The 22840-nt window shown below is 61.7% G+C and carries 20 protein-coding genes and 6 pseudogenes; 13 read left to right on the top strand and 13 right to left on the bottom strand.

Features of this window, described 5'->3' with window-relative positions; translation table 11 throughout:
• Positions 1 to 914 (top strand): annotated as a pseudogene (locus tag ABLE85_RS21765) (IS5 family transposase); the annotation flags it as partial.
• Between the two features lie 187 nt (positions 915 to 1101).
• On the opposite strand, the gene ABLE85_RS21770 reads toward ABLE85_RS21765, so the two are convergent.
• A complete protein-coding gene (locus tag ABLE85_RS21770; protein ID WP_348794811.1) occupies positions 1102 to 2592 on the bottom strand; it encodes an FAD-binding oxidoreductase in 1491 nt (496 codons plus the stop codon).
• Between the two features lie 316 nt (positions 2593 to 2908).
• Between ABLE85_RS21770 and ABLE85_RS21775 the strand changes: the two are divergent.
• A pseudogene (locus ABLE85_RS21775) lies at positions 2909 to 3241 on the top strand (DDE-type integrase/transposase/recombinase); the annotation flags it as partial.
• A 239-nt stretch (positions 3242 to 3480) separates the two neighbouring features.
• On the opposite strand, the pseudogene ABLE85_RS21780 reads toward ABLE85_RS21775, so the two are convergent.
• Positions 3481 to 3786: pseudogene (locus ABLE85_RS21780) on the bottom strand (transposase); the annotation flags it as partial.
• Between the two features lie 6 nt (positions 3787 to 3792).
• Between ABLE85_RS21780 and ABLE85_RS21785 the strand changes: the two are divergent.
• Genes ABLE85_RS21785 through ABLE85_RS21810 form a run of 6 tightly spaced genes read left to right on the top strand, consistent with a single transcriptional unit; the run spans position 3793 to position 9599 of the window.
• Positions 3793 to 4605: a MurR/RpiR family transcriptional regulator gene (locus tag ABLE85_RS21785; protein ID WP_348794812.1), complete on the top strand. Its 813-nt coding sequence runs from the start codon at positions 3793 to 3795 to the stop codon at positions 4603 to 4605.
• A 37-nt stretch (positions 4606 to 4642) separates the two neighbouring features.
• Complete coding sequence (locus ABLE85_RS21790; protein ID WP_348794813.1) at positions 4643 to 5674, top strand: amino acid ABC transporter substrate-binding protein; 1032 nt, start codon at positions 4643 to 4645, stop codon at positions 5672 to 5674.
• A 19-nt stretch (positions 5675 to 5693) separates the two neighbouring features.
• The gene (locus tag ABLE85_RS21795; RefSeq protein WP_348794814.1) at positions 5694 to 6839 is read left to right on the top strand and encodes an ABC transporter permease subunit; all 1146 of its coding nucleotides are present in this window, start codon (positions 5694 to 5696) and stop codon (positions 6837 to 6839) included.
• Positions 6840 to 6841: 2 nt separating this feature from the next.
• Positions 6842 to 7906: an amino acid ABC transporter permease gene (locus ABLE85_RS21800; protein ID WP_348794815.1), complete on the top strand. Its 1065-nt coding sequence runs from the start codon at positions 6842 to 6844 to the stop codon at positions 7904 to 7906.
• Positions 7893 to 8648 (top strand): amino acid ABC transporter ATP-binding protein, encoded by a 756-nt coding sequence (locus ABLE85_RS21805; protein WP_348794816.1) that lies wholly within the window; start codon positions 7893 to 7895, stop codon positions 8646 to 8648. Before ABLE85_RS21800 ends, ABLE85_RS21805 begins: the two co-directional genes overlap by 14 nt.
• Before the next feature lie 6 nt (positions 8649 to 8654).
• On the top strand, positions 8655 to 9599 hold the full coding sequence (locus tag ABLE85_RS21810; RefSeq protein WP_348794817.1) for an isoaspartyl peptidase/L-asparaginase: 945 nt from the start codon (positions 8655 to 8657) through the stop codon (positions 9597 to 9599).
• Between the two features lie 482 nt (positions 9600 to 10081).
• On the opposite strand, the gene ABLE85_RS21815 is transcribed toward ABLE85_RS21810, so the two are convergent.
• Positions 10082 to 10864, bottom strand: coding sequence for an IS5 family transposase (locus ABLE85_RS21815; protein WP_348794818.1), 783 nt, complete (start codon positions 10862 to 10864; stop codon positions 10082 to 10084).
• A complete protein-coding gene (locus ABLE85_RS21820) occupies positions 10854 to 11765 on the bottom strand; it encodes a phosphotransferase (protein ID WP_348794819.1) in 912 nt (303 codons plus the stop codon). Before ABLE85_RS21820 ends, ABLE85_RS21815 begins: the two co-directional genes overlap by 11 nt.
• Before the next feature lie 83 nt (positions 11766 to 11848).
• Here ABLE85_RS21820 and ABLE85_RS21825 point away from each other — a divergent pair, with 83 nt between their 5' ends.
• A complete protein-coding gene (locus ABLE85_RS21825; protein ID WP_348794820.1) occupies positions 11849 to 12163 on the top strand; it encodes a hypothetical protein in 315 nt (104 codons plus the stop codon).
• Between the two features lie 273 nt (positions 12164 to 12436).
• On the opposite strand, the gene ABLE85_RS21830 is transcribed toward ABLE85_RS21825, so the two are convergent.
• From ABLE85_RS21830 to ABLE85_RS21840, 3 genes are all read right to left on the bottom strand, one after another.
• Positions 12437 to 14137 carry an ABC transporter ATP-binding protein gene (locus ABLE85_RS21830; protein WP_348794821.1) on the bottom strand — a complete coding sequence of 567 codons (1701 nt, stop codon included), beginning with the start codon at positions 14135 to 14137 and terminating at the stop codon, positions 12437 to 12439.
• A gap of 173 nt (positions 14138 to 14310) precedes the next feature.
• Positions 14311 to 15075, bottom strand: a complete 765-nt coding sequence (locus ABLE85_RS21835) for a slipin family protein (RefSeq protein WP_348794822.1) — start codon at positions 15073 to 15075, stop codon at positions 14311 to 14313.
• Positions 15076 to 15080: 5 nt separating this feature from the next.
• A complete protein-coding gene (locus tag ABLE85_RS21840) occupies positions 15081 to 16481 on the bottom strand; it encodes a nodulation protein NfeD (protein ID WP_348794823.1) in 1401 nt (466 codons plus the stop codon).
• A 288-nt stretch (positions 16482 to 16769) separates the two neighbouring features.
• Between ABLE85_RS21840 and ABLE85_RS21845 the strand changes: the two genes are divergently transcribed.
• From ABLE85_RS21845 to ABLE85_RS21855, 3 genes are all read left to right on the top strand, one after another.
• Positions 16770 to 16988: a YadA-like family protein gene (locus ABLE85_RS21845; protein ID WP_348794824.1), complete on the top strand. Its 219-nt coding sequence runs from the start codon at positions 16770 to 16772 to the stop codon at positions 16986 to 16988.
• 83 nt (positions 16989 to 17071) lie between these two features.
• On the top strand, positions 17072 to 17350 hold the full coding sequence (locus ABLE85_RS21850; RefSeq protein WP_348794825.1) for a type II toxin-antitoxin system RelE/ParE family toxin: 279 nt from the start codon (positions 17072 to 17074) through the stop codon (positions 17348 to 17350).
• 11 nt (positions 17351 to 17361) lie between these two features.
• Positions 17362 to 17649, top strand: coding sequence for a HigA family addiction module antitoxin (locus ABLE85_RS21855; protein WP_348794826.1), 288 nt, complete (start codon positions 17362 to 17364; stop codon positions 17647 to 17649).
• A gap of 151 nt (positions 17650 to 17800) precedes the next feature.
• Here ABLE85_RS21855 and ABLE85_RS21860 read toward each other — a convergent pair.
• A protein-coding gene (locus tag ABLE85_RS21860; protein ID WP_348794827.1) for an IS6 family transposase occupies positions 17801 to 18498 on the bottom strand; the annotation gives its coding sequence in 2 pieces (ribosomal slippage) (positions 17801 to 18249 and positions 18249 to 18498; 699 coding nt in all).
• 65 nt (positions 18499 to 18563) lie between these two features.
• On the opposite strand from ABLE85_RS21860, the pseudogene ABLE85_RS21865 reads away from it, so the two are divergent.
• Positions 18564 to 19076 (top strand): annotated as a pseudogene (locus ABLE85_RS21865) (tyrosine-type recombinase/integrase); the annotation flags it as partial.
• 27 nt (positions 19077 to 19103) lie between these two features.
• Here the strand turns inward: ABLE85_RS21865 and ABLE85_RS21870 are convergent.
• The 5 genes and pseudogenes from ABLE85_RS21870 to ABLE85_RS21890 form a co-directional block, all read right to left on the bottom strand.
• Positions 19104 to 19586 carry an RES family NAD+ phosphorylase gene (locus ABLE85_RS21870; RefSeq protein WP_348794828.1) on the bottom strand — a complete coding sequence of 161 codons (483 nt, stop codon included), beginning with the start codon at positions 19584 to 19586 and terminating at the stop codon, positions 19104 to 19106.
• The gene (locus ABLE85_RS21875; RefSeq protein WP_348794903.1) at positions 19583 to 20014 is read right to left on the bottom strand and encodes a DUF2384 domain-containing protein; all 432 of its coding nucleotides are present in this window, start codon (positions 20012 to 20014) and stop codon (positions 19583 to 19585) included. Before ABLE85_RS21875 ends, ABLE85_RS21870 begins: the two co-directional genes overlap by 4 nt.
• Before the next feature lie 103 nt (positions 20015 to 20117).
• Entirely contained in the window at positions 20118 to 21344 is a 1227-nt protein-coding gene (gene repC, locus ABLE85_RS21880) for a plasmid replication protein RepC (protein WP_348794829.1), read from the bottom strand.
• A gap of 33 nt (positions 21345 to 21377) precedes the next feature.
• Positions 21378 to 22421: pseudogene (gene repB, locus ABLE85_RS21885) on the bottom strand (plasmid partitioning protein RepB).
• Positions 22421 to 22840, bottom strand: a pseudogene (locus tag ABLE85_RS21890) (plasmid partitioning protein RepA); the annotation flags it as partial. The pseudogenes ABLE85_RS21890 and repB, both read right to left, overlap by 1 nt.

The raw sequence follows: 22840 nt of genomic DNA on the forward strand, positions 1-22840 counted from the left end.
CTGAGTACGAGGCAGGCCTTCGCCGACGCGGCAACCTGACGCTGTGAATGACCGCGGAAGCTTTGTCGTCGTGGCAGGCACCGAAGCACGCGCGGCGGCCAGCAGCGCTACTCCGATCTGGCGATCGAGACGGCTCTGACTCTGGGTTTGGTGTTCGGCCTGCGGCTGCGCCAGACGGAGGGCTTGCTGACATCGGTGCTGCAATTGATGGGATTGGACCTCGCCGTCCCCGATCACACGACGTTGAGCCGCCGGGCACGGACGCGCCGATCGTTTGACAGACGGCAATGCGGCTGCGTTTCAGCAGAAGGACCTGTGCACGTCCTCCTCGACAGCACCGGGCTTGAGATTTGCGGCGCGGGCCAGTGGCTGGAAGAAAAGCATGGCGCCAGATCGCGGCGCGGATGGCGGAAACTGCATCTGGCATTGGATGCCGACAGCGGCGAGATCATAGCCCACGTCATGACTGACCAGGATACCGGCGACGCCTCACAGGTGGAGCCGCTACTGGACCAGATCGACGCCCCGATCGGTCAGTTCACGGCCGATGGCGCCTATGACGGAAAGCCGACCTACGACGTCGTCATCAGGCACAGCGCTGATGCCGCCGTTGTCATTCCGCCGCGCGCCAACGCGGTGGAAAGCCGGACACCGACGTCTCCACTCAACGAGATCATCATATCGCGGCGATCAACACGGACGGGCGGATGAAATGGCAAGCTGCGACCGGCTACGGCAAGCGTTCGCTGGCCGAGACCGCGATCGGCAGATACAAGTACATCATCGGACGTCGCCTGCGTGCAAGGTCGTTCAGGGCCCAGCAGACCGAAGTCGCCCTCGGCTGCGCCGTCCTCAATCGCATGCTTGCATGCGCCCGCCCGAAATCCGTCCGCTGCAACGCAGCGACTGCATAAATGGCGGCATCAAAAGATGAGAGCCCGGCAACTTTCCGATCCACGCACCAACGCTGCGCGAATCCCTCAGCACCAGTCAAGTTGATAACGCCTCTCGGAGAAACCTTCATGTAATTGCCAAAGTTGCAGCAGAGTTTGCGACAGGTCCGCTGCTTGGTCTCTAACGATCGGGCACGCACCCGTTCGATCATATGGACTGTGCGTAGCGGAAGAGGTTGTTTGGATCGACGGCCGCCTTTACCGCCATGAGCCGATCGAGATTGGCGCCATAATAGCGCTGGCGCCAATCCACCAGTGCGATGTCGGGAAAGTTCTGAAACGCGCCGACACCGCCCAGATCCCCCAAGCCGGCATAGAACTCGTCCTGCCAAGCGCCCGCGCGCCGTGCGATCTCCGGGCGCGCCACGTCGTCCTCGCTCCAGCTGATCCCGACGACCGAAAGCCATCGGCTGGAGCGATGCACGAAGGCCGTGGCATCCGACGGCACCTCGTTGATACGTCCGCCGGTCTGGAAGAAAAACAGATCGCCGTGGGCGCCCGTCCCCGGCCACCGCTGTAAATGCCCGAAGGCTTTTTTAAGAAATGCCGCATCCGGCGCCGCCGGCAAAAAGGTTGATCGTTCGCGGAAAAGGGCAGGTGCACCCGGCTCGGCGAGGAAATCCTGACCTTCCCAATAACCGAGTTCCCGCACGTCGGCGAAATCGGGCTCGGCGACGGCGACGACGGGAGCAAGGATAGCCCGCAGATCCTGCTCGCTGCCGGCGAACTGGCCCAGAAGCGTCACCGGAACCTGGCGCCCCTGCCGCCCAAGTTCCGATGTGACGCCGCCGAGCGAGATGCGGGTGCCCAGCGCCGTCGGCGCGGCGTCGGCAGCGGCAAAGAGTGCGTGCGCCACCGCCAGCGTGTCTGCGCGCCAGACGATTCTGAAAACTGTGATCCGCTCGTCGCACGGCACCGTCCTAAGCGTGAACTCAGTGCTCACGCCGAAATTGCCGCCGGCGCCGCCTCTGATGGCCCAGAAGAGGTCCGAATCCTGTTTCTCCCCGATGTCGCGGACGCGGCCGTCGGCAGTAACGATCTGGGCCTTGGCGAGAGCATCGCTGCCCATGCCCAGGCGGCGCATGTTGAAACCAATTCCGCCTCCGAGAAGGAAACCCGCGGCCCCCACCGTCGGGCAGCGGCCATGTGTGATCATCCGTCCGGCCCGGCGCAGCGCGTCGTAGACCTGTCCGTTCAGCGCGCCTGCTCCCACGGTGACCTCGCCGCTTTCCTCATCGTAGCGCACCGTGTGCATCTCGCGCATGTCGATGACCAGGTCATGGCTGGAGGAGAACCCGGAATAGGAATGACCTCCTCCCCGGATAGCGAAAGGCACATCATAGTCCTGGCACCAGCCGAGCACCTCGGCAACCATTTGCGCAGAGTTGCAATGGACGACCCCTGCCGGCCGCACGGACCGATAGCGCAAATTGTTGGGCAATGCCGCCTTGTCGTAGCCCGTCTCGCCGGGGCGCACCAGCCGGCCTTGGGTAAGTCGCCGGAGCCTTTCCCAGCTATCAGACGGCCCCAGGAGTGTGGCCGCACCCTCCGCCTTTGCCGGCCCCACAGCCAGTAGTCCAGCGGCGGCCGAACTCCCGAGCAGAAAACTGCGCCGACTAAGATTATGTGGGTCGACCATGGTGCCTCCTCAGCCTGCTTCCGAACATTTCGTTGCCGGAAGCGGCCTCAGCGGCGGACCGCTGCGGCTTTTGCATTTCGGAATTTTGACGAGCAATTCCCTTGGTCAGCCGACGGGTCATGCCGGAAGCCATCCGACACCGACCGAGCATGTCCAGTACGCCAAATCCGGCAAGGCATGTGCTATCCCCCACGCTTCGTCAGCGCGCCCGATGCAATGCCCTTAACTGATTCCCGCTGGCTTCAGCGGCGATTTCGATGAGCTTCCCGACCTATCCACACCCAAAACGGGTACCGTGGCGTCAACGTGAGGCATGCGCGCTCAAGCCCGGATTGGCCGACCTAATCGTGTCGTCATCGACGGCAACCCGACCAACAGGGAGGCTATGATCGCATGTGACGCCGAAAGCCGACTGCGGGATCGATCGCGTCGACCGCTGAAGCCAGTCTGCATCCAGCGGAGCCGCTATCTTAACACCCGGATCGAACAGGACCATCGGCGCGTCAAGCGTCGTGTCGGCTCCATGCTTGGCTTCAAGTCAGAGCCGAACGCAGAAATCATCCTGTCCGAAATGATCCACATGATGCGAAAGCGACAGGCGAGGTATGCCTACAATCCCAATCCGCAGTTTGCGATCCTCGTCGAATAAATCTCGCCGACGCCTCGTTTCATTGCGTTCGCAATAGGAGTTTGCGACAGAATCCGATCTGAGGCGGAAGGCGATGACGCTTGTAGCCGACGGCCGTATCGTCGCCATCATCGCAATCGTGTTGACCGTTCCGAAGCGACAAGCGCAGCCGGCTGGCATTCTGCGGAGATGAAAAATGCGCCGCGATCGCGATCGAGCTTGGTCCACCTGGGCGACATGGGCGCCACCGTCGGCAGTCCCTTTCCCGTCGCTGCGTGCTGGTGAACGCGGACACGGGAACTACGGATCACGATGATCTCGCCGTCGAATGCCTTTGAAACCGCAGCCAGCAGCCGATCCTGGGCCCCGGCTTTGCGTCACCGCACAAACCGTTTGTAGCAGGTGGTATAGGGGCCATAGCGGGCCGGCACATCGGCTCAGGGCGATCGGAAACGCCACAGGATACCGTTGGGCACCTTGCGGTCGTCAACGCCCGCCGCGCCGCGAACCTTGTTCGGCGGAGTATGAATGAAATCATTTGACTTCATCATGATGAATGATATCATTTACGCATGAGCTTGACATTGGAACGCCTTGGGTCAGTCGCCTCCGACACCTCCCCATCATTGATGCGGGTTGGTCAGTGGATATCTGCAAACCCCATCCAGACACTGTCGCAAAGCGCCGAGGAGATCGCCTTGCTGACCGGCACTTCCGTCGCCGCCATCAACCGGTTTTCCAGGGCGGCAGGATATAAAGGCTTTGCCGATCTCAAGGCCCAGTTGGGCGTCGAATTGCAGTCGGCCCTCGAATCCGCCGAGAAGCCAGGAAATCCGCAGGCCGCCTCTGAACTGCCGGCGTTGAGCCGCGCCATCGTGGAAGCCAGCACCGCCCCGCAGATTCCGTTGGTTGCCGGCGAGATCATGAAGGCACGGCGGGTCTGGCTCGTTGGTTTCGGATCGTCGACTTATCTTGCCGGATACGCCTTGCACGCCCTGACGCCCTTTGTGGATTTTGTGACCTCCATTTCCGGCGAAGGCGGAACCGAAGAAGCCACGCTGCGGCTCGCCCGTTGCGGCAAGGGCGATCTGATGATCGCATTTTCGCTGCCGCTCTATTCCAAGGACACAGTTCACTTGGCTCGTTTCGCCAGAACCCGCGGCGTTCGCGTCGTCGCGGTGACGGACTCGGCCAATTCGCCTTTGGCTGAAGTCGCCCAGAGCCTGTTGCTTGTGCCGGCGGCGCATCCCGTCTTGCCGAGTTCTTCACTCGGCATGCTTGCCGTGATCGAAGCCCTCGTCACGAAAGTCGTGAAGCTCAATCCAGATGCCGCGCGGCTGGCTCGTGAACTGACGGACTCAGTCTTGCCGCATCTGACTTTTTGAAGACAGACAGCAAACCAAAACAAACCCGGAGGGGACCATGAAGATATCGACAATGCTTATGTTGGGCGCCAGTGCTCTTTGCGCAATGGCAAGCGCAGGCACGGCACATGCCGGCGCTACACTCGACGCAATAACGAAGAACGGCCTCGTCACCTGTGGCGTCCACACCGGAAATCCGGGCTTTGCAACGGCCGACAGCGCGGGCAATTGGGCGGGCTTCGACGTCGATTACTGCCGCGCCTTGGCGGCGGCCGTGTTCGGTGACGCCAGCAAGGTCAAATATGTCCCCACCAGCGGTCAAACCCGTCTGACTGCCCTGCAGAGCGGCGAGATCGACGTGCTCGCCCGCAACACCACCTGGACCTTCACGCGCGACACCTCGCTGAACCTGCTCTGGGCCGGCGTGAATTTCTATGACGGCCAGGCGTTCATCACGGTGAAGAAGCCGGGCCTGGAAAGCGTCAAGCAACTCGACGGAGCCACGGTTTGCGTGGATTCCGGCTCGACCACCGAGAAGAACCTCGCCGACTACTTCAAAGCCAGGGGCCTGAAGTACACCGCCGTCGTCTTCGATCAGCCGGAGGCGTCCCATCAGGCTTTCCTGAATGGCCGCTGCAACGTCTACACCAACGACTTCACCAGCCTCGCCTCCTTCCTGACCACCGAGGTCACCGACAAGGAAGGCTACCAGATCCTGCCGGAGCTGATTTCCAAGGAGCCGCTCGGACCGGCAGTGCGCCGGGGCGACGACGACTGGTTCGCCATTGCCCGGTGGACACTCAACGTCATGATCGAAGCGGAAGAAGACGGGGTCACCTCGGAAAACATCGACAGCCTCAAGGCCTCGAGCGACGACCCCGCAGTCCTGCGCATTACCGGGGCAGGCGACGACCTTGGCAAGTTCCTCGGTCTCGACCAGAACTGGAGCTACAACGTCATCAAGCAGGTCGGCAATTACGGCGAGGTCTTCGACCGAAATCTGGGCTCGAAGTCATCCTTCAATCTGGCGCGCGGCCGCAACGCGCTCTGGTCCGAAGGCGGCATTCTGTACGCACCGCCGCTGCGCTAAGATGATGTCTGACGTCGAAATGCCTTCAATCGTGGGGACGGCCGGCGCCGTCCCCGCTTTCAAGCGGCAACGCACGGCCTACCGGGCAAGATCTGTCCCGCTGCAGGTCCTGGTCGTGGTGCTGACTGTCTTGTTCGCCGGCTGGATCATCCACAATGCCGCAAACAACCTGGCCGCGCGGCATATCGCATCGGGCTTCGGCTTCCTCACCGATGCTGCCGGATTCGCAATCTCCGAGGGTTTCGTGCCCTATGATGCGCAGAGTTCCTATCTCGTCGCGTTCGCAGCCGGTGCGGCCAATACCCTGCGTGCTGCGGTGCCCGCAATCATCGTCGCCAGTTTGATCGGTCTGACGCTTGGCGTCGCACAGATCAGCCGCCACGCTCTCCTTCGCCTGATCGCCAAATCGGTGGTTGATCTGCTGCGCAACATTCCCCTGCTCGTGCAGCTTCTGGTCTGGTACATCGCGCTGCTCGAGTTCCTTCCCAGGGTCGATAGCGCCTATAGCTGGGCCGGCGTCATCTATCTCAGCAATGGCGGCCTAGCCTTCGCCGCGCCGGTGCTCGATGGCCCGCATCGCATCGGCCTTGTCGTGGCGACTATCGCCCTTTTTGTCGGCGCGCTGTTCGTGCCGAGGCATCGCCTGAAAGCTTCCGCCGCGGCGGCCGCGGTGTCGGCCGCGATATGGCTTTTCATCCCCAGCCAATGGGACGTGCCCCAGGCCGGCTTCTTCGGCATTTCCGGCGGCGCCTCGATCAGCGTCGAGTGGCTGTCGCTGGTTGCCGCGCTGTCGCTCTATTCCGGCGTCTATTGCGCCGAGATCGTCCGCGCCGGCCTGATGGCGGTGCGCCGCGGACAATGGGAGGCGGCCCATGCGCTCAACCTGACGCGCGGCCAGACGCTTCGCAAGATCATCATCCCGCAGAGCCTGAGGGTGATCGTGCCGCCCTACACGAGCCTGGTGATGAACACGCTGAAGAACTCGTCGCTGGCCGTCGCGGTGGGCTATCCCGATATCGTTTCAATCGGAACGACATCGCTCAACCAGACGGGACAGGCGATCGAGTGCATCGCCGTCATCGCCGCCGTCTATTTGTCCCTCAACATCATCACAGCCTCGATCATGGGCGTCATCAACCGGCGCGCCCAATTGCGGGAGCGCTGAAGATGGCCGAGATGCTTCATCCCCCCATGCCGATGTCGATGCCACGTCGGCTATGGACGACACTGTTCAGCGACGCCGGCACCGCGCTGGTCTCCATGCTAATTCTCGCACTTATGGTCTACGCCGGGGTGAATGCATTGCGGTGGGGAGTGTTCGAGTCCGAGACGCTCGGCGATGTCACGGCCTGCCGAGCCGCCGGCGGCGCCTGCTGGGGCGCGCTGGTCGAGAAGGGACGACTGATCCTGCTCGGACGCTACCCGTCGACGGAGCAATGGCGTCCCATCGCCGGCACCCTCATCTTGCTTGTCTGCCTCGGCATTTCAGCCCTGCCGCAAAATTTCGGCCGCAGGGGCGTCGTGCTGGTAGCCTTCGCGCTCGTCTGCTTCGGCGTGCTGCTGCGGGGCGGTGTTTTCGGCCTGACGCCCGTCGACACGGATCTATGGAGCGGCCTGCCGCTGACCCTCCTGCTCAGCGTGGTGGCCTGCCTCTTCGGCATGCCGATCGGCATTCTGATTGCGCTTGCCCGGCGCTCGAAACTGCCCGTGCTGAGGTGGCTGGCGACAGGCTATGTCGAGCTGGTGCGCGGGCTTCCGCTGATCACGCTGCTGTTCTTTGGCGCCTTCGTTCTGCCGATCCTGCTGCCACCTGCGTGGCGGCTGGATCCGATGCTGCGGATCGCCGTCTGCGTGGTTCTGTTCGCGGCGGCCTACCAAGCTGAAGTGGTCAGGGCGGGCCTCCAGGCCATTCCGGCCGGTCAGTTGGAGGCCGCGCACGCCCTCAGCCTCAGCAAATGGCAGACGCTGACGCGCATCGTCCTACCCCAGGCCCTGCGGACCACCATCCCGCCAACGGCGAGCCTGCTGATCGGCACGGTGAAGGACACTTCGCTTGTCGCCATCGTCAATGTTTACGATCTCACGGGCACGCTTCGCCTCGCCCAGGGAGACGCGCAATGGCGCCCCTATTTCCCCGAAATGTATCTCATGGTCAGCGCGATCTATCTCGCGATCGGCCTGTCCATCGCCTCCTATGGCAGATATCTGGAACGCCGCTATGCCCTCAAATGAGTCCAAGGCCACTCCCCTGCTCACCATCGACGGGCTGCACAAGTGGTTCGGTGCCTTTCATGCGCTGGACGACTGCTCGCTCTCCGTCGGGCGGGGGGAGAAAATCGTGATCTGCGGTCCTTCCGGCTCCGGCAAGTCGACGCTCATCCGGTGCATCAACCGCATCGAGAGCTATGACGCAGGTAGCATCGTGTTCAACGACGTGACCATCGACGATTCACGCAGCGCCACCCAGGCCCGAAAGGGGATCGGCATGGTGTTTCAGCAGTTCAACCTTTTCCCGCATCTGTCGGTGCTCGACAACGTCATCCTGGCGCCGACGCTGGTCAAGAAGGAGAGCCATCAGGTCGCGCGCGAGCAAGCGATGAAGCTGCTCGAACGGGTGCGGATCGCCGACCAAAAAGACAAAATGCCGGGGCAGCTCTCAGGCGGGCAGCAGCAGCGCGTGGCGATCGCGCGGGCCCTTGCGATGCGTCCGCAGTTGCTCCTGTTCGATGAACCCACTTCGGCCTTGGATCCCGAGATGGTGGGCGAGGTCCTCGACACCATGCAGGACTTGGCACGCGATGGCATGACGATGATCGTGGTCACCCATGAAATGGGGTTCGCCCGGCAGGTGGCCGACCGCGTGGTGTTCATGGAGGCGGGCCGGATACTTGAAATCCAGCCGCCCAAAATCTTCTTCGATCAACCGCAGAGCGAACGGACACGGGCCTTCCTCAGCAAGATACTTACCCATTGAGACATTATGAAAAATCAATATGTGTTGGTGCTCCACGGGGGCGCCGGAACCATTTCCCCCGAGGAAATCGAGGCTGAGAAGGCCTATCGCGACGGCATGATGGTGGCGCTGAACGCCGGCATCGCAATCCTGGAACGCGGCGGATCGGCCGTGGATGCGGTGGTCGAAACCGTGCGGCAGTTGGAAGATTGCCCATTGTTCAATGCCGGCCACGGCGCCGTATTCAACGAAGACCAGCGCCACGAACTCGATGCGGCGGTCATGGACGGGGCCACCTTGCGCGCGGGCGCAATCGCCTCCGTCGACCGGATCCGCAATCCGGTCCTGACGGCACGCGAAGTCATGGACGGGGGAAGAAGCGTTTTCCTGTCGGCCGATGGGGCCGAACGTTTCGCAACCGAGCGCGGGCTGGAAATGGTCGACCCAGGCTATTTTTCCACGCCCCTGCGCCGGCTACAGCTTGAAGCGGTCAGGAGGCATGACCTGAACAGCCAGATGCTGGACCATGCCCTCGCACCGCGGGACGGAATGCCCGACGGGCGCTTCGGGACGGTGGGAGCAGTCGCACTCGACCGCGCGGGACATCTTGCGGCAGCCACCTCGACCGGCGGCATGACCAACAAGCAGGCCGGCCGCATCGGCGACGCGCCTGTCATCGGGGCCGGCACCTATGCCAATGACAGCACCTGTGCGATTTCCGCGACCGGAACGGGCGAACATTTCATTCGCGCCTGCGCCGCCCACGACATCCACGCGCGCATGAAATACGGCAATCAGCCGCTCGGCCAGGCCATGGCCAGCACCATCTCCGAAACGATCACGCCTCTCGGCGGCGAGGGCGGGCTGATCGGGGTGGACGGCCATGGCAACATTGCCATGCAGTTCAATTCCGTGGGCATGTATCGAGCCTGGGTTTATGAAGGATATCAGCCGGAGGCGGCTATCTTTTGACGTTCGGTCACTGGCCGATAGGAGGGATGCTTTGGATGGCTAACTCGGCTCGAGCACCAACGCTGCCCAAGCGATTGCTTAGGCGTCTGTTGTCCTCACCCCACGCATGCGGACGGGCACTTACAAGGGCTGGTCATGGAAACTGCAGGATGCTTTTGGTAGTATAAAGACGCAGGGGCCCGGCTGCCTTCCTTGTGGCAACTTCACGCGCGCACTCCTTGCCACGCCACAAAGTGGGTGCCGGTCGGGGTTTCCCCTGGTTCTGCTATCGTCGAAGGGGCGCTCGAGGCCGTTTCCGAGCGTAACCTCCATGTCCGCTATCGGGCGTTGGCGAAGCTGTGTTCGACGACCGACTTGGGGCGCATTGCGGACTCGCGGGAAGCGTGGTGACCCAAGCCAGGGCCCTCCCGAAATCGACCAGCTTGCTCGAATAGCAACTGCCACATACCTCGCCTGCACTTCGCTAAGAGGGCGTTTGGAAATTAGCCTGTTGCGAGCCGGTTGAGCATGAGGCGAGTTGTTGCGATGTCGATCATCGTTTCGGATGTCTGGACACGATAATCGTAATCCTTGCTGAGCCGACGATTGCGTCCGAGCCAGGCAAAGCTGCGCTCCACGATCCAGGTCAAACCGGTGATCTTGAAGGCGCGTTGACGCCGCTTGACGATGTGCAACTGCCAACCTTGCTGCTCCGCCAGGGCGCTGGCGAGTATCTCGCTCTCATGCCCGGCATCGGCGATGACGGTGGTGATCGCCGGAAAGATCGCCTTCAGTCCGGCGATCAGTAGGGCTGCGGCGCGCCGGTCCGAAATATCGGCAGCCTCGACGCGATTGGCGATCGGCAGGCCGAGCGTATCGACCAGAATGTGTCGCTTTCGACCCTTCACCCGCTTGAAGGCGTCAAAGCCGCGGGTCCCGCCGACCTCGGTGGTTTTTACCGATTGCCCATCCATGATCACGACGGTTGGGCATTCCGCGCGGCCGGAACGGATGCGTGTCAGCCGGTAGATCTCACGTTGCAGGCGAACCCAGACGCCGCTGCGCTGCCATGACCGGAAATACCAATAGACCCTGTTCCAAGCTGGAAACTCTCTCGGCAATTGCCGCCATTGGCAGCCGGTGCGCAGCAGGTAGAATATCGCGTCGATCACAGCCCGACGGTTGACCCGTCGTCGCCGGCCGCGCCGGCTGGGTGTCGGGAGCAGCGGTTCAACAATCGACCATTGCTCATCTGTCACGTTCGTTGCGTATTGGCTACCGCTCATCCCTTGCCCCCCGTTCCTTGGAAGCAAGGGACACTGCAATTCTTAATTTCCAAACATGCTCTAACGACCGCAGATGCTGGACCGCCACCAGCCAACGCAGCGCTTCGCGCAGCTCGGCAGTGTCCTCGGCCTGGCCATAGCCGGCGAGGAAGGCACGCCACAGCCCTGCCGCTTCATCGCCGGCGGCGAGCTCGAGCCACCAGCCGATGGTGGCCAGATCGAGCCATTGCGGCCCCTGGCCGCAATCATCGAAATCGAACATCACGATCCGGTCGCCCGTCCGGTGCAGGTTAGCCAGCCGGAAATCGCCGTGGCAGAACCCGACAGGCCCGGTTGCGCGGTCCGCCTCCTGCTTGCGCAGATCGGCGATCGCAGCGGCCAGCCTGTCTCGGCCACCCTTCCAGCGGTCGCCGACCTGGGCAATGGTCCGGTCAACCTCGGCCCCGGTCGCCAGCTCGCGACAGGGAGCTAGGCTGGCCAGCCGGGATTGGCCATGCAGTTCGGCCAGGGCAGCGCCTGCAGCCCGAAGATCCTCGGCCCGCTCCCAGACCGGCTCGCCGGTGGCCACCCGGAACACCGCCATCGGCCTCGCCTCGGCGTTGGCCAGCTGCAGCCACGTCAGAAATCGCTGCTGGCGGTTGGCCATAGCGAGGGCCACGTCTAGCCAGGAGCTGGCCACCACCGTGTCAAGCACTGCCAATTCGGCCTCGATGTCGGCATCAGACCTGCCGGCGGGCCGGTACAGGCGACCATAGGCCACAGGTCCCTGTTCCGGCCCTACAGCAAGCGTCCGGTTGACGCCCTGGACGACCCCGTGCGCACCTTCGCCTGCGAGGCAGTAATCGGCCTGCAGGGCCGCCCGGACCGCTTGCTCTACGATCTCCCGCTCACCTGATCCCATGCCAGCCTCGTCCCACGCGGCATTCAAGCACGTCCCTCGCAGTAGCTGGGATGCTGCACCGGCTCCCCCAGGGTGCGCGAGACATGACCCTTCACCAAGAACCCCGTATACCTGGCCATCCGGGAACGCCTACTGCTGAGCCACTGGCCCCCGGAACCGCACTGCGGCCCGCCGAAATCGCCGACACGCTGCGCGTTAGCGTCTCGCCGGAGGCGCTGATCCCCCTCTCAGAACGAGGGCTGGCCAGCAACGCGAGAAGCTGGGATTTGTGGCTGCAATCCGACTCCACCACCAGCGCCAACTACTGCAGGCTGCTGACGCAGCTCTGCCGTGACAGCCTCGGCACTATCGCTCGCGCGGCCGTCACGGCCATCGCGGCCCGCCAATTCACCGACTAGCTGGCTGCGATCGCCCCCGACGACTTTCCGACAAGCAATGCCTGCGCTTTGCCGCGGCCTGCCGCCGCGTGCTACTGGCCGGGCCGTATATGGCCATCGTTGACCACATCGGCGACGTGACCGTTGCCCACGCCTCTGCGACGGTAGGGACCGATGCCTACTACCGTCGCCTTGCGGGGGAATTCAACGACTTCGGCCGCCGCCTCATTCAAGGCGACAGTCGACGCATCCGGACCGGCGTAGAACAGTATTTCGCCCGCAGAGCGGCCGAAATCACGCAGGCAGAGGCTCGCCTTGCAGCGCTTCCGGCTTCGACAGGCTCAGTACCTGGTCGTCGCTCGTGATGACTCCTAATCGGTGCGTCACAGCAATAACCGTGGTCTCTGCGCCGATGGCGCGCAGGTTGGCGAAAATGCCACGCTCGGTGGCTTCGTCCAAGGCTGAACTCGCTTCATCGAGGATGAGTATCTGCGGCCTGGCGATCAGCGCCCGCGCGATCGCCAGTCGCTGACGTTCGCCGCCACTGAGAAGCTGACCGCGTTCCCCGATTACGAAATCCAGACCGTCCTGCAGACTGGCCAGCTTGCCGCCCAGTTGCACCGCTTCAAGCGCCTCTCTCACCTCCAGGTCGGAGAAATCGCGGCCGAACAGCACGTTGTCACGAATGCTGAGGTTCATCAGCATTGGTTCCTGCGGGACATAACCGATTGTCGCCAGATAGGCCTCGATGTTGACGCTGCCGCGCTCGATCCCGGCGACTTTCACAGTGCCGTCATAGGCGTCGTTGATGCCCAGCAGGATCTGCAGCAGGCTCGATTTGCCCGCGCCGGATGGACCGATGATGAAGTTCAGACGGCCCGGCTCGAACCTGGCCGACAGGTCCGACAGGACCGGCCGGTCCTCAGGGGCATAGGCAAAGGACAGGTGCGACAGCTCGACCGCAAGCGGTCGCCCTGCAGGCAACGTCTGGCCGCCGTCCCGCACCCGTGATGCCGGATGCTGGTCCAGCTCCGATTGCAACATGCCCGCCAGAACCTTCGCCATGACAAATTCGCTGATTGCGGCCGCGATCATTTCAAAGGGCCGGTTCAACTGGACGAGAACCATGCTCACGAGCACGACCTGATTGAGAAGGTCCGGTGATTTCAGCGTCAGCACCAGCATGGCCAGGATGCTTGCGTACTGGATAAACACCAATGCGCCCTGGATCGCACCAAAGCGAAGCCGGACACGATAGAACGCAAGCCATTGCATCTGCGCGCCTTTGGCGAAATTCTCATAGAGAGCTTGCACCCAGGGCTGCGCCCGGAAAATCTTGATCGACACGACGTTGGCAACCACATTGCCAAGCAGGTTGGCGCCTTCGTTCGCCTTCTCTGCTGCGCTTTTGTGGTAGGGCTTCGCCGCAGCGCTGGCCCGCATGGTAAGCCAGACCGACGCGACGCCGTAGACGACGACAAATACGGCAACAACCCAGCTGACGTACCCGCCGATGGCGAGAAACGACAAAACCAAATCGACTGTCCCGGCCAATACGACCATTAAAAACATCTGGATGTAGATCGTGTTCGACATGTGCAGGTTGCGCACCAACGTGGTCAATTTCGCCGCGTTGTTGGTGACAAAGATCGAGCCGCCTGCGGACAACAAAGCCGCCAGCGATTTCTTGTTCGTCTCCAGTATTACGTCCTGCTCAATGACGTTCATCAGCACCATGCGCACGTCAGCCAGGAGCCGAGTGCCGGCCATCGCGAGCGCGAAAGCGAGGAAGATCCCAAGGAGCATCCCCGTCGTATAAGAGCCGGCGCCAATGACCTTGACCGCGTGCGCGAAAAGCAGCGGCCCGGCCACTGCGCAAAGTGACGCGAGCAGCGTCACTGCGAGGAACAACGCGATTGTGCCTTTGCGACGCCCGGCAACCGTTCCGAGAATGTCACGCTGTATTTGAGGAAGAAACTGACCCGCCTTGACCATAGAACCCCATCCAATCCGCTATTCCACGAGCCTTAACTAAGGCTTGGGCGCTCTCATGATCAACGCGGCCTTTGATCAGATTGCTTATCTGGACTTTGCAGACTATTTTGAAATGACAAGGAAGGCTGTCCACGAGACTAGGATCAAGGCCTACAAAATCTTCGTAAGTGAACTCACTTCGCGTCGCCACGCGCCTTGTTGAAAAGATCAAACAGGTCGATCGGCAGCGGAAACACTATCGTCGACGAGCGCTCGCCCGAAATGTCGTGCAGCGCCTCGAAATAGCGCAACTGCATGGCCCGCGGCTCCTCGGCCAGCATCTTGCCGGCCTCGACCAGCTTTTGCGCGGCCTGCTGCTCGCCCTCGGCATTGATCACCTTGGCGCGGCGCAGCCGTTCGGCCTCGGCCTGCTTGGCAATCGCCCGGATCATACTCTCGTTGAGGTCGACATGCTTGATCTCGACATTAGTTACCTTGATGCCCCAGGCGTCGGTCTGTTGGTCGAGGATTTCCTGGATGTCGGCGTTGAGCTTGTCGCGTTCGGCCAGCATCTCGTCGAGTTCGTGCTTGCCGAGTACCGAGCGCACCGTCGTCTGCGCAAGCTGGCTGGTCGCGGCCATGTAGTCCTCGACCCGGATTATCGCGCGTTCGGGGTCGACGATACGGAAATAGAGCACCGCATTGACCTTTACCGAGACGTTGTCGCGCGAAATCACGTCCTGTGGCGGCACGTCCTGCACCACGACGCGGAGATCGACCCTTACCATCTGCTGGACGAAGGGGATGAGGATGATCAGCCCCGGCCCCTTCACGCCCGTGAAGCGGCCCAGCGTGAAGACAATGCCACGCTCATATTCCCTCAGGATGCGGATGGTGGCGGAGAGGAACAGGGCAATGACGGCAGCGAGTGCCAGATAGGTCACATAGACAATCATCATCGTCGCTACCCTCCATTGCTTGCTTCTTGTGTCGCTCGACGTCGGACCGTCAGGACGAGGTCCTTGACGCCCACCACCTCGGCGCTGTCTCCAGGCGCGAGAGGCTCGTCGGCTTTCGCCCGCCAGCGCTCGCCTTGCGCGAATACATGGCCCTCATCGCCCGACCAGTCGATGATCTCGACCGGCAATCCGTTCATCGCCTGCGCGCCGACGCGCGACGGACTTCTGCGCGCTGCCCACAGATAGCTGCCCGACAGCAAGGCCAGGCCGAGCGTCAAGGCGGCGGCGATGCCGACGACGAACCACGACAATTCAAATCCCGGCCCTCTCACCCGGAGCAGCATGGCAGCCCCGAGGAGGAACGCCACGACACCTCCGAGGCCAAGCACGACGGTGGGGTTGAAGGCCTCCATGACGAGGAAGGCGATGCCGAGCAGCATCAGCGCCAGACCGGCAAAGTTGATCGGCAAAAGGTCGAGCGCATAGAGCGCGAGCAACAGGGCCAGGGTGCCGATGACACCGGGCGCCACCATGCCGGGGCTCGAAAACTCGAAGACCAGGCCATAGACGCCCACCAGCAGCAGGATGATTGCGACATTCGGGTCGGTGATGATCGACAAAAGCCGGATCAGCCCGCCGGCTTCCAGCGTCTCGATCGTCAGGTCGTTGGTCGCCAGCGCATCCTTCTTGCCGGCGACCTCGACCGTGCGCCCGTTTGCCTGCTGCAGCAGATCGGCAGGATCCCGGGCGATGATCTCGATGACGTGCTGCTGCAGGGCGGCGGTGGCAGAGAGGCTGGCCGCCTCACGAACCGCCTTTTCCGCCCAGTCGGCATTGCGCCCGCGCAGTTCGGCCAGCGAGCGGATGAAGGCAACCGCATCATTGATCACCTTGGCCATCATCGCATCGCCTGGCGGGTGGGCCCCGGTCGCGTTCTTCTGGTCTCCGCCTTCGCCGCCTTTGTTGTCTCCGCCGCCGGGCAAGGGTGACGGCGACCCGCCGAGTTCAACCGGCGTCGCCGCACCCAGATTGGTGCCCGGTGCCATCGCAGCCAGATGGGTTGCATAGAGGATATAAGTGCCGGCACTTGCCGCGTGCGCGCCCGACGGCGCGACATAGCCGATGACGGGAATGGGCGACGCCACGATATCGGCGATCATCTCGCGCATGGAGGTAACCAGCCCGCCCGGCGTGTTCATCTCGAGGATGACCACCTCGGCGTTGCGCTCCACCGCTGTAGCCAGACCTTCTTTTAGCTGCCGTGCGCTGGCCGGGCCGATGGCCCCGTCGACATCGATGATTAGCGCCAGCTTTGCCCGGTCACTCGCCTCTCCGGTTGAGGACAGGGGAGCGAAGGCTGCGACCACGAGAGCCGCAGCAAGAAGGGCCATACGCGCGATTTTCACGCTCAAAGCTCCATTTAATAAGATATGGGCCAGATTTTGCCGGATTCCATGACTGGTCTGCCCGCCAAAGAGCTCACTGGCGAATCGTCGTCTAGAATGAGACGGCGGCAAGCCAGTTGTGAAACTCAACGCGCACGAAGTTGTGCGTCTAAGGTGGTCTGCATAAGGAAAACACGTCGACCGACGTGTCGATCAGAGGGCGAAGTTTGTGTTCATCAAACTTTGGTTTGGTACAATCGCATTTTGGATCTTTATCGATCCTCGTAAAATAGATCCCAGCGAAGCTTGATGGCGGTCCACCAGGAGGGCACAGGTGGTGGACACGTAAACACCTCCGGCCTGCCGGGCGACAATCGCATGGGCGTGGGGGTCGGCTTCCAGGGCGGCAAGCGCGCCCTGTCGGTCGGCTATCAGCGCATGATCCGCCCGAACGCCAGCATTTCCATCCGCGCGGGCTTCTCCGGCAGCGAACGCACCACGGGCATCGGTGCCGGCTTTAACTGGTAAGCTCGATGGGGCACGGGAAAGGGGCGGTCAGGTGCCGCCCCTTTTTTTATTGCATCTTGTAACGATACGCGATACGGATATCTATGATCGTCAGCTTTCGACACAAGGGCCTCGAAGCCTTCTACCGCACCGGGTCAACGAAAGGCATCCAAGCGGCCCATGCCCGAAAGCTCGGGATGATCCTAGCCATGCTCGATGTGGCCAAGGAACCGCAGGACCTGAATCAACCGGGCTTGCGGCTGCATCCCCTGAAAGGCGACCTGAAAGGGCACTGGTCGGTGTGGGTGAACGGCAATTGGCGCATCACCTTCCGCTTTGACGGGGCCGACGTCGAACTGGTCGATTACCAAGACTACCACTGAGGACACGAACCATGATCCATACCCATCCTCATCCGGGTGAAATCCTCAAGGAAACGGTGTTCGAGCCGCTGGAACTGTCCGTGACGGAGGCCGCCGAGCGGCTGGCCATGTCGCGGGTGGCGCTGTCGCGGGTGCTGAACGGCAAGGCCGGCATCAGCCCCGACCTGGCGCTGCGCCTGGAGAAGGCCGGCGTCAGCACGGCGCGCTTCTGGATCAATCTGCAAGCCAACTACGACCTTTGGGTGGCCATGCAGCACGAGCAGCCGCCGGTGCGGCCGCTCCAAAACGCGGCGGCCTGAATGCAACCCGGCGACACCTTGGACCGGGTGCGGTCCGCAATATACGGCCAGCTCGACCCGGGCACGCTGACGGCCGAGGAACGGCGGGACTACTACCGGTTCTGTTGCAAACTTGTGGATCGACGCAGGGTCGCCTGCCTTTTGACGGATTTCAGGCAGCGATTGCCTCAAACTGTTCCTTGAGTGATGGTGCCGGATTGAAGGCGAAACGGCCTTGCCGCTTGCGCATCATGTGAACCATCTCGATGCCGCTGAGGGTCACACTTGCTGTGCCAAATGATTTGAACCCCATCATCGGACGGATCCGCCGCTTGATACGTCGATGATCCTGTTCAATCCGATTGTTGAAGTATTGGCTCTGGCGAACGCAGATTGGTTTTAAGGCTCGTCGTGATCGGTTCAGCAGACGGTTCTCAGCATCGCATGAGATGATAGCTTCCCGATTGGTCTGGCTGCCATCAATGACAACGCGGTCCGGCCGGTCGTGGCGTTCCAGAGCCTTGCGCAGAAAGCGCTTGGCCGCCGGCAGATCGCGATGTTCGCTGAACCAGAATTCAACGGTATCGCCAACGTTGTCGATCGCCCGATAGAGATACATCAGTGGCCTCGGACTTTGATGTAGGTTTCGTCCATATGCCACTTTCCAGTGACGGCGCGCTTGCGCCGATTGAAGCGTCCTGCAAGCAGCGGCGCAAAGTGAACCACCCAGCGATGGATTGTCGAATGATCCACCGCAATCCCTCGCTCGGCCCTCATCTCCTTCAGATCCCGTAGACTCAAACCATATGTCAGGTACCCACGCACGCACAGCAAGATAACTGAACGGTCGAAATGACGGCCCTTGAACATGATGATCCCTCCACGGTGGAGAGAGGCCTTCATGAGGCGGCACCGCTTACCGAACGGTTTGCAACAGAACCCTATTTTCCCTCGTGTGGAACTATGCGCAGCGCGGGCTCGTCCTCGACCGCAAGGCCCCCCACATTGCCACGGTGATGGCCGGTATCCGCAACAGGCCTGCCGCCCTGGCGCGAGGTCGAGATCGGCCGCGGCTCCGCCGATGCCACCTGTCCGGTCGCCGCTCTCGAAACCTGGCTCAAGTTCGCCCGCATTGCACATGGGCCGCTGTTTCGGCGCGTCACCGGCCAGCGCAAATCCGTCGGCCCGCCGCGGCTCAACGACCAGGAGGTGCGCGGCTGGTCAAGAAGACCGCGATCGCCGCTGGCGTGCGCGGCGACCTCTCCGAGGGCGAGCGGGCGCAGAAATTCTCCGGCCATTCCTTGCGCGCCGGCTTGGCCTCCTCGGCCGAGGTCGACGAGCGCTACGTGCAGAGACAGCTTGGTCACGCCAGCGCCGAAATGACCCGCAAGTACCAGCGCCGCCGCGACCGCTTCCGGGTCAATCTCACCAAAGCGGCGGGCCTGTAATATCCACTTTTTCGGGCCCCTGCCCTTCTATGAACCGAACAGTCGCCGGTCCCAATAGACCGGTTCGTGTAAGCTCGTCTGAATCGTCGCGAACTCAGCGTGAGCCGGATTGATCAGAACATTGCGGTCAAGCCGCGCGACAACGCTCGGCACCAGAAGAATTGCGCTGCGCTTCTCCTGGAACCAGCGTTCACCAAACGCCTTGCTGGCCGCCGCGGGCATGCTGTCCCAGCCGGGCAGCGCCGGCGGCGAAAAGACCTCGTAGCTGACGCCGCGCGGAATGGTGATCGCAACATAGTGCTGGTTCGGCGGCAGCCGGCCACTGCCATGCACCAGCTTCTCGAGCAATGCAGTTGAATAGTGCTCGCTAGTGTAGATCAGAGAGCTACCGGGCGTATTCCAACGCCCCGGCGCGATGGTCGAGCCAGTTGCATCGAAGATCGGATAAGCCCCGCTGGGGTCACCGATCCTGAAACTGGTCAGCGTGCGATCAAGAACCTGCGCCGTCACGCAGCGGTGCCATATTTCAGGCGGCCGAGAATATCGAGCACCAACTCGGCCCCGATCTCGTTCTGGATAACGACATCGATCGGGCGCTTGTCCTCCAGCATTGGGTGCGGTCGGAACAGGAAATCCCGCGCCTCGTCCTCGCGCTGCCAAACTTCCAGCGCCAGCCCCCACACCCGCGCCACCCGCGCCAATCGCGTTCCTTCATCCGAGGACAGGCGATGCGTTCCCTTGCGACGTTCATAGGTCGCCTTGGGAACAAGCCGATACTTGAACTGGGCATCGCTTGGCGCCAGAAGGCGAGCAACGCGTTCAAGTGCGCCGAGCGGCAACCCGTCCTCGATGCGGGACATCAACCCGAACGGCGAACGCGCAGCCGCTTCCTTTGCTGGAAGCCCAAGCACATCGGCAACATTCGCAAATGCAAGCATCATTGCCTCCATATCAATTGAGACCAGATTTAGTCTCACGTGATGCCCAGTGCAAGCCCAGGCCGGTGTCACACCGCTATCCGCCAATTTGGGTTCGCCGCGTTCAGGCCGATCGGATGCCAAGGCCGCCCCATCCTGCCATTCTTGCGGGCTCGCCGGTTGTTTTCAGAGCAGCCATCAACATCGGACCGACCGAAAACTCCCCTGCCCTCGCCTTTTCGGTCAGCGCACGCAGATAGCCGCCGGCGGAATTGATATGCTGGGTCCGTTGCAGAATGCAGGCGATGACAATCGCTGCGTTTTCCTGCCCAAGCACGTCAAGCGCATCGGAATAGGCGGACGGTGAAATCCCGAGATAGCCGCGGACTTGGGCCGCGGTCCCCATCAAATCCCGCCAGTTGCCGATGCCCGACACCGCGTAGTCGCCAATATCCGGGCAGGCCTTCAGCACCAACCCAAGTGGGAAGCCTTTCGGCGGCTCGGCGGTTCTGGTTTTTGGCGCAACCGTGACCCCGCTTCGTTCTGAAGCAGGTTCAAGTTCAAAAATGAAGTTGGTATTTGAATTAGATTGCTGCCGTCCACTTTGGGACTCATTGCCGTTCGGATTCTTGACATTCATGTGCGAATTCAACTGGTTGTCCACATCTTCGCGGATTTCCGCCAAATTGCCAACGATCGCCTCGAGTTCTGAGAGCACCGCGCGGCGCGGAATAGCATCCACGACAGCCCTGAACCTCTTCCAGAGGCTCCCCCAATCCCCCGGAACATCCTCCTCGACGGCTGCCTCGACCAGTTTCGAGATATCGCGCCGATAAAGCGTCACCCGCTCGCGCATGAGACGCAGTGCACGGTTTTCTGCCTTCACCTGTTCGGCAGCTGCGGCGAACTCTTCGGCACGAACGAGCAATGGGGCGAGCGAGAAGCCAAACGCCTCTTCGAGTTCCCCTCCCCTCCCCTTACGGGCAAATCTCTTGCCGTTGGTGCTATCCCTACGCAGGATCAGGCCGCAGCTCAGCAGGGCCGCCAGATGCCGCCTGAGCGTGGTATCGGCCATCCCATGAGCACGTAGCGACAACTGCTTGTTGGAGGGAAAGACAATAAGACCGTTTTCCTCGCTCAACTCATTGTCGGGGTAAAAGGACAGCAGAGCAGCCAGGACTGCGAGCGAACGATCGTTCACGCCAACAACCGTCTTCCCCTCGCAGAGGTCGCGATAGACTTGCCATTTGTCGACGGCCTTACCGTCAGGGAGGCTTGCATGGATTTCCCGTTGCGCTGCCAACAAGGCAAGCGACATCGATCGGCTCCCAAAGGGAGTCGTTGCAATCACGGTTCGCCGGTTGGGGCCTTTTTCTTTTGCGGTTTAGTCTCCTGTTCCACGTTTCTCCGATCTCGTGAACTCCTCATAGAGGGTGTCCAATTGACCGGAAATCCAGTCGGCAAAACGAATTCCGTTGACCGCCCCGATGGCAATCGTCGCTGTCTTGCCGCTCTTTTTGAATGTCACGCTGACTGAACTGTCGGTCGAAGCCCAGGCTCTAGGCCGAGCCTTGACCTTCGTGGGTTTTGCCTTGGGTTCTTCGCGATCCAGATGCCGCGTGAGCAGATCCAAGCGTTTGTCACTGCCCGTGGACTGGACCTCCGCAGTCCCAGCAAGTTCCGCCGCTTTCCTGTTCGCATCCTCGTCACGGAACTTGATGGCAAGCTTGCACCAGCGATCCCGGCCACTATTTTTTTGCGGGCCCGATCGCCGCAATCACATAGGCAGGGATGTCTTTTGTAACGGAGATCATCTTGGAGACGACCGTCTTGTCGACGGAAAGTGCCGCCATGATCACTTCGCGGTCGTAGCCATGCTGCTCGAGGTTGCTCGCGAAGACCGCCTTTTCAATGAAGGACAGATCGGCACGGGCGCTGTTCTCCTGGCCCTGGGCGATGACATGACCTCTGCGTCCAGTCTTTTGACCACCGCCTTAACTGGTCGGCCGAGCGCCTTGGCGGCGCGCGCCCTCCTGTGGCCGAACACCGTAATGTACCGGCCTTCCAAAATGGGATGCGGGCGCACCAATATCGGGCTGTCCTGCCCGCGCTGACGGATAGCCTCGACGAGCTCTTCGAAAGCCCGCCCGTCATCGATCATGCGATCAGCAACAAAGGAAGCATCGATGGTGGCGGGGTCGAGTTCAATCACCGTCGCCCCCTCCAGCAGTCGCGCCTCAAATTCCTTTGCGGCCTGCGCCTTCTCCGCGAGCTCATCGATCGACTTCGTGATCGCCCCGGATGCACCGCGGCTACGGTTCCGCTCCATCGCCGGTGTCAGCGACGCCTGACTTTCATCCGCGGTTGCCGAGTTGACTGCGGTCAACTTTCGTTCGGTGAGCGAGGCCAGGAGGTTCTTTCTCGACATCACCGCCCCCATGCCTTGTGGATCAGCCCTACGATCTCGTCGTTCACAAGATGCAGAGATTCCATCGCTCGGTCATAGGTGGCCCTGGTGAACTGAGAACGCTCGACCTCGTAGAGTGTCTGTTTGGTGATACCCGCGTCTGAGATAGCGACCGATTTCAACGCCTCATTCACTAGCACATGCTGTTTAAAGAGCGAGCGCATGAACGCAACCATCTGGCTCTGGGGCCCATCGGTGGGTTCGTAACGGGTAACTAGATAACGCAGCCAATCGAGGCGCATGTTTGCGCCGGCCCGCTTCAGTGTGCCCATGACCTCACCCATCATAAGCAGGAACTGGCACATCGACATGACGTCGAGCATTTGGGGATGCACGGTTATCAAAATGCCCGTCGACGACGACAGTGCAGTCAATGTGAG

The organism is Mesorhizobium sp. KR1-2, from assembly GCF_040045035.1.
In the GTDB taxonomy this organism is placed as follows: Bacteria; Pseudomonadota; Alphaproteobacteria; order Rhizobiales; family Rhizobiaceae; genus Pseudaminobacter.

Coding starts and splice junctions, on each gene's coding strand:
- ABLE85_RS21830 (WP_348794821.1), bottom strand. CDS start 14,137: ATGGTCAAGGCGGGTCAGTTTCTTCCTCAAATACAGCGTGACATTCTC.
- ABLE85_RS21800 (WP_348794815.1), top strand. CDS start 6,842: ATGGCCGAGATGCTTCATCCCCCCATGCCGATGTCGATGCCACGTCGG.
- ABLE85_RS21835 (WP_348794822.1), bottom strand. CDS start 15,075: ATGATGATTGTCTATGTGACCTATCTGGCACTCGCTGCCGTCATTGCC.
- ABLE85_RS21825 (WP_348794820.1), top strand. CDS start 11,849: ATGACCCTTCACCAAGAACCCCGTATACCTGGCCATCCGGGAACGCCT.
- ABLE85_RS21770 (WP_348794811.1), bottom strand. CDS start 2,592: ATGGTCGACCCACATAATCTTAGTCGGCGCAGTTTTCTGCTCGGGAGT.
- ABLE85_RS21790 (WP_348794813.1), top strand. CDS start 4,643: ATGAAGATATCGACAATGCTTATGTTGGGCGCCAGTGCTCTTTGCGCA.
- ABLE85_RS21820 (WP_348794819.1), bottom strand. CDS start 11,765: ATGGGATCAGGTGAGCGGGAGATCGTAGAGCAAGCGGTCCGGGCGGCC.
- ABLE85_RS21875 (WP_348794903.1), bottom strand. CDS start 20,014: ATGCTTGCATTTGCGAATGTTGCCGATGTGCTTGGGCTTCCAGCAAAG.
- ABLE85_RS21795 (WP_348794814.1), top strand. CDS start 5,694: ATGCCTTCAATCGTGGGGACGGCCGGCGCCGTCCCCGCTTTCAAGCGG.
- ABLE85_RS21815 (WP_348794818.1), bottom strand. CDS start 10,864: ATGAGCGGTAGCCAATACGCAACGAACGTGACAGATGAGCAATGGTCG.
- ABLE85_RS21850 (WP_348794825.1), top strand. CDS start 17,072: ATGATCGTCAGCTTTCGACACAAGGGCCTCGAAGCCTTCTACCGCACC.
- ABLE85_RS21855 (WP_348794826.1), top strand. CDS start 17,362: ATGATCCATACCCATCCTCATCCGGGTGAAATCCTCAAGGAAACGGTG.
- ABLE85_RS21810 (WP_348794817.1), top strand. CDS start 8,655: ATGAAAAATCAATATGTGTTGGTGCTCCACGGGGGCGCCGGAACCATT.
- ABLE85_RS21805 (WP_348794816.1), top strand. CDS start 7,893: ATGCCCTCAAATGAGTCCAAGGCCACTCCCCTGCTCACCATCGACGGG.
- ABLE85_RS21785 (WP_348794812.1), top strand. CDS start 3,793: ATGAGCTTGACATTGGAACGCCTTGGGTCAGTCGCCTCCGACACCTCC.
- ABLE85_RS21845 (WP_348794824.1), top strand. CDS start 16,770: ATGGCGGTCCACCAGGAGGGCACAGGTGGTGGACACGTAAACACCTCC.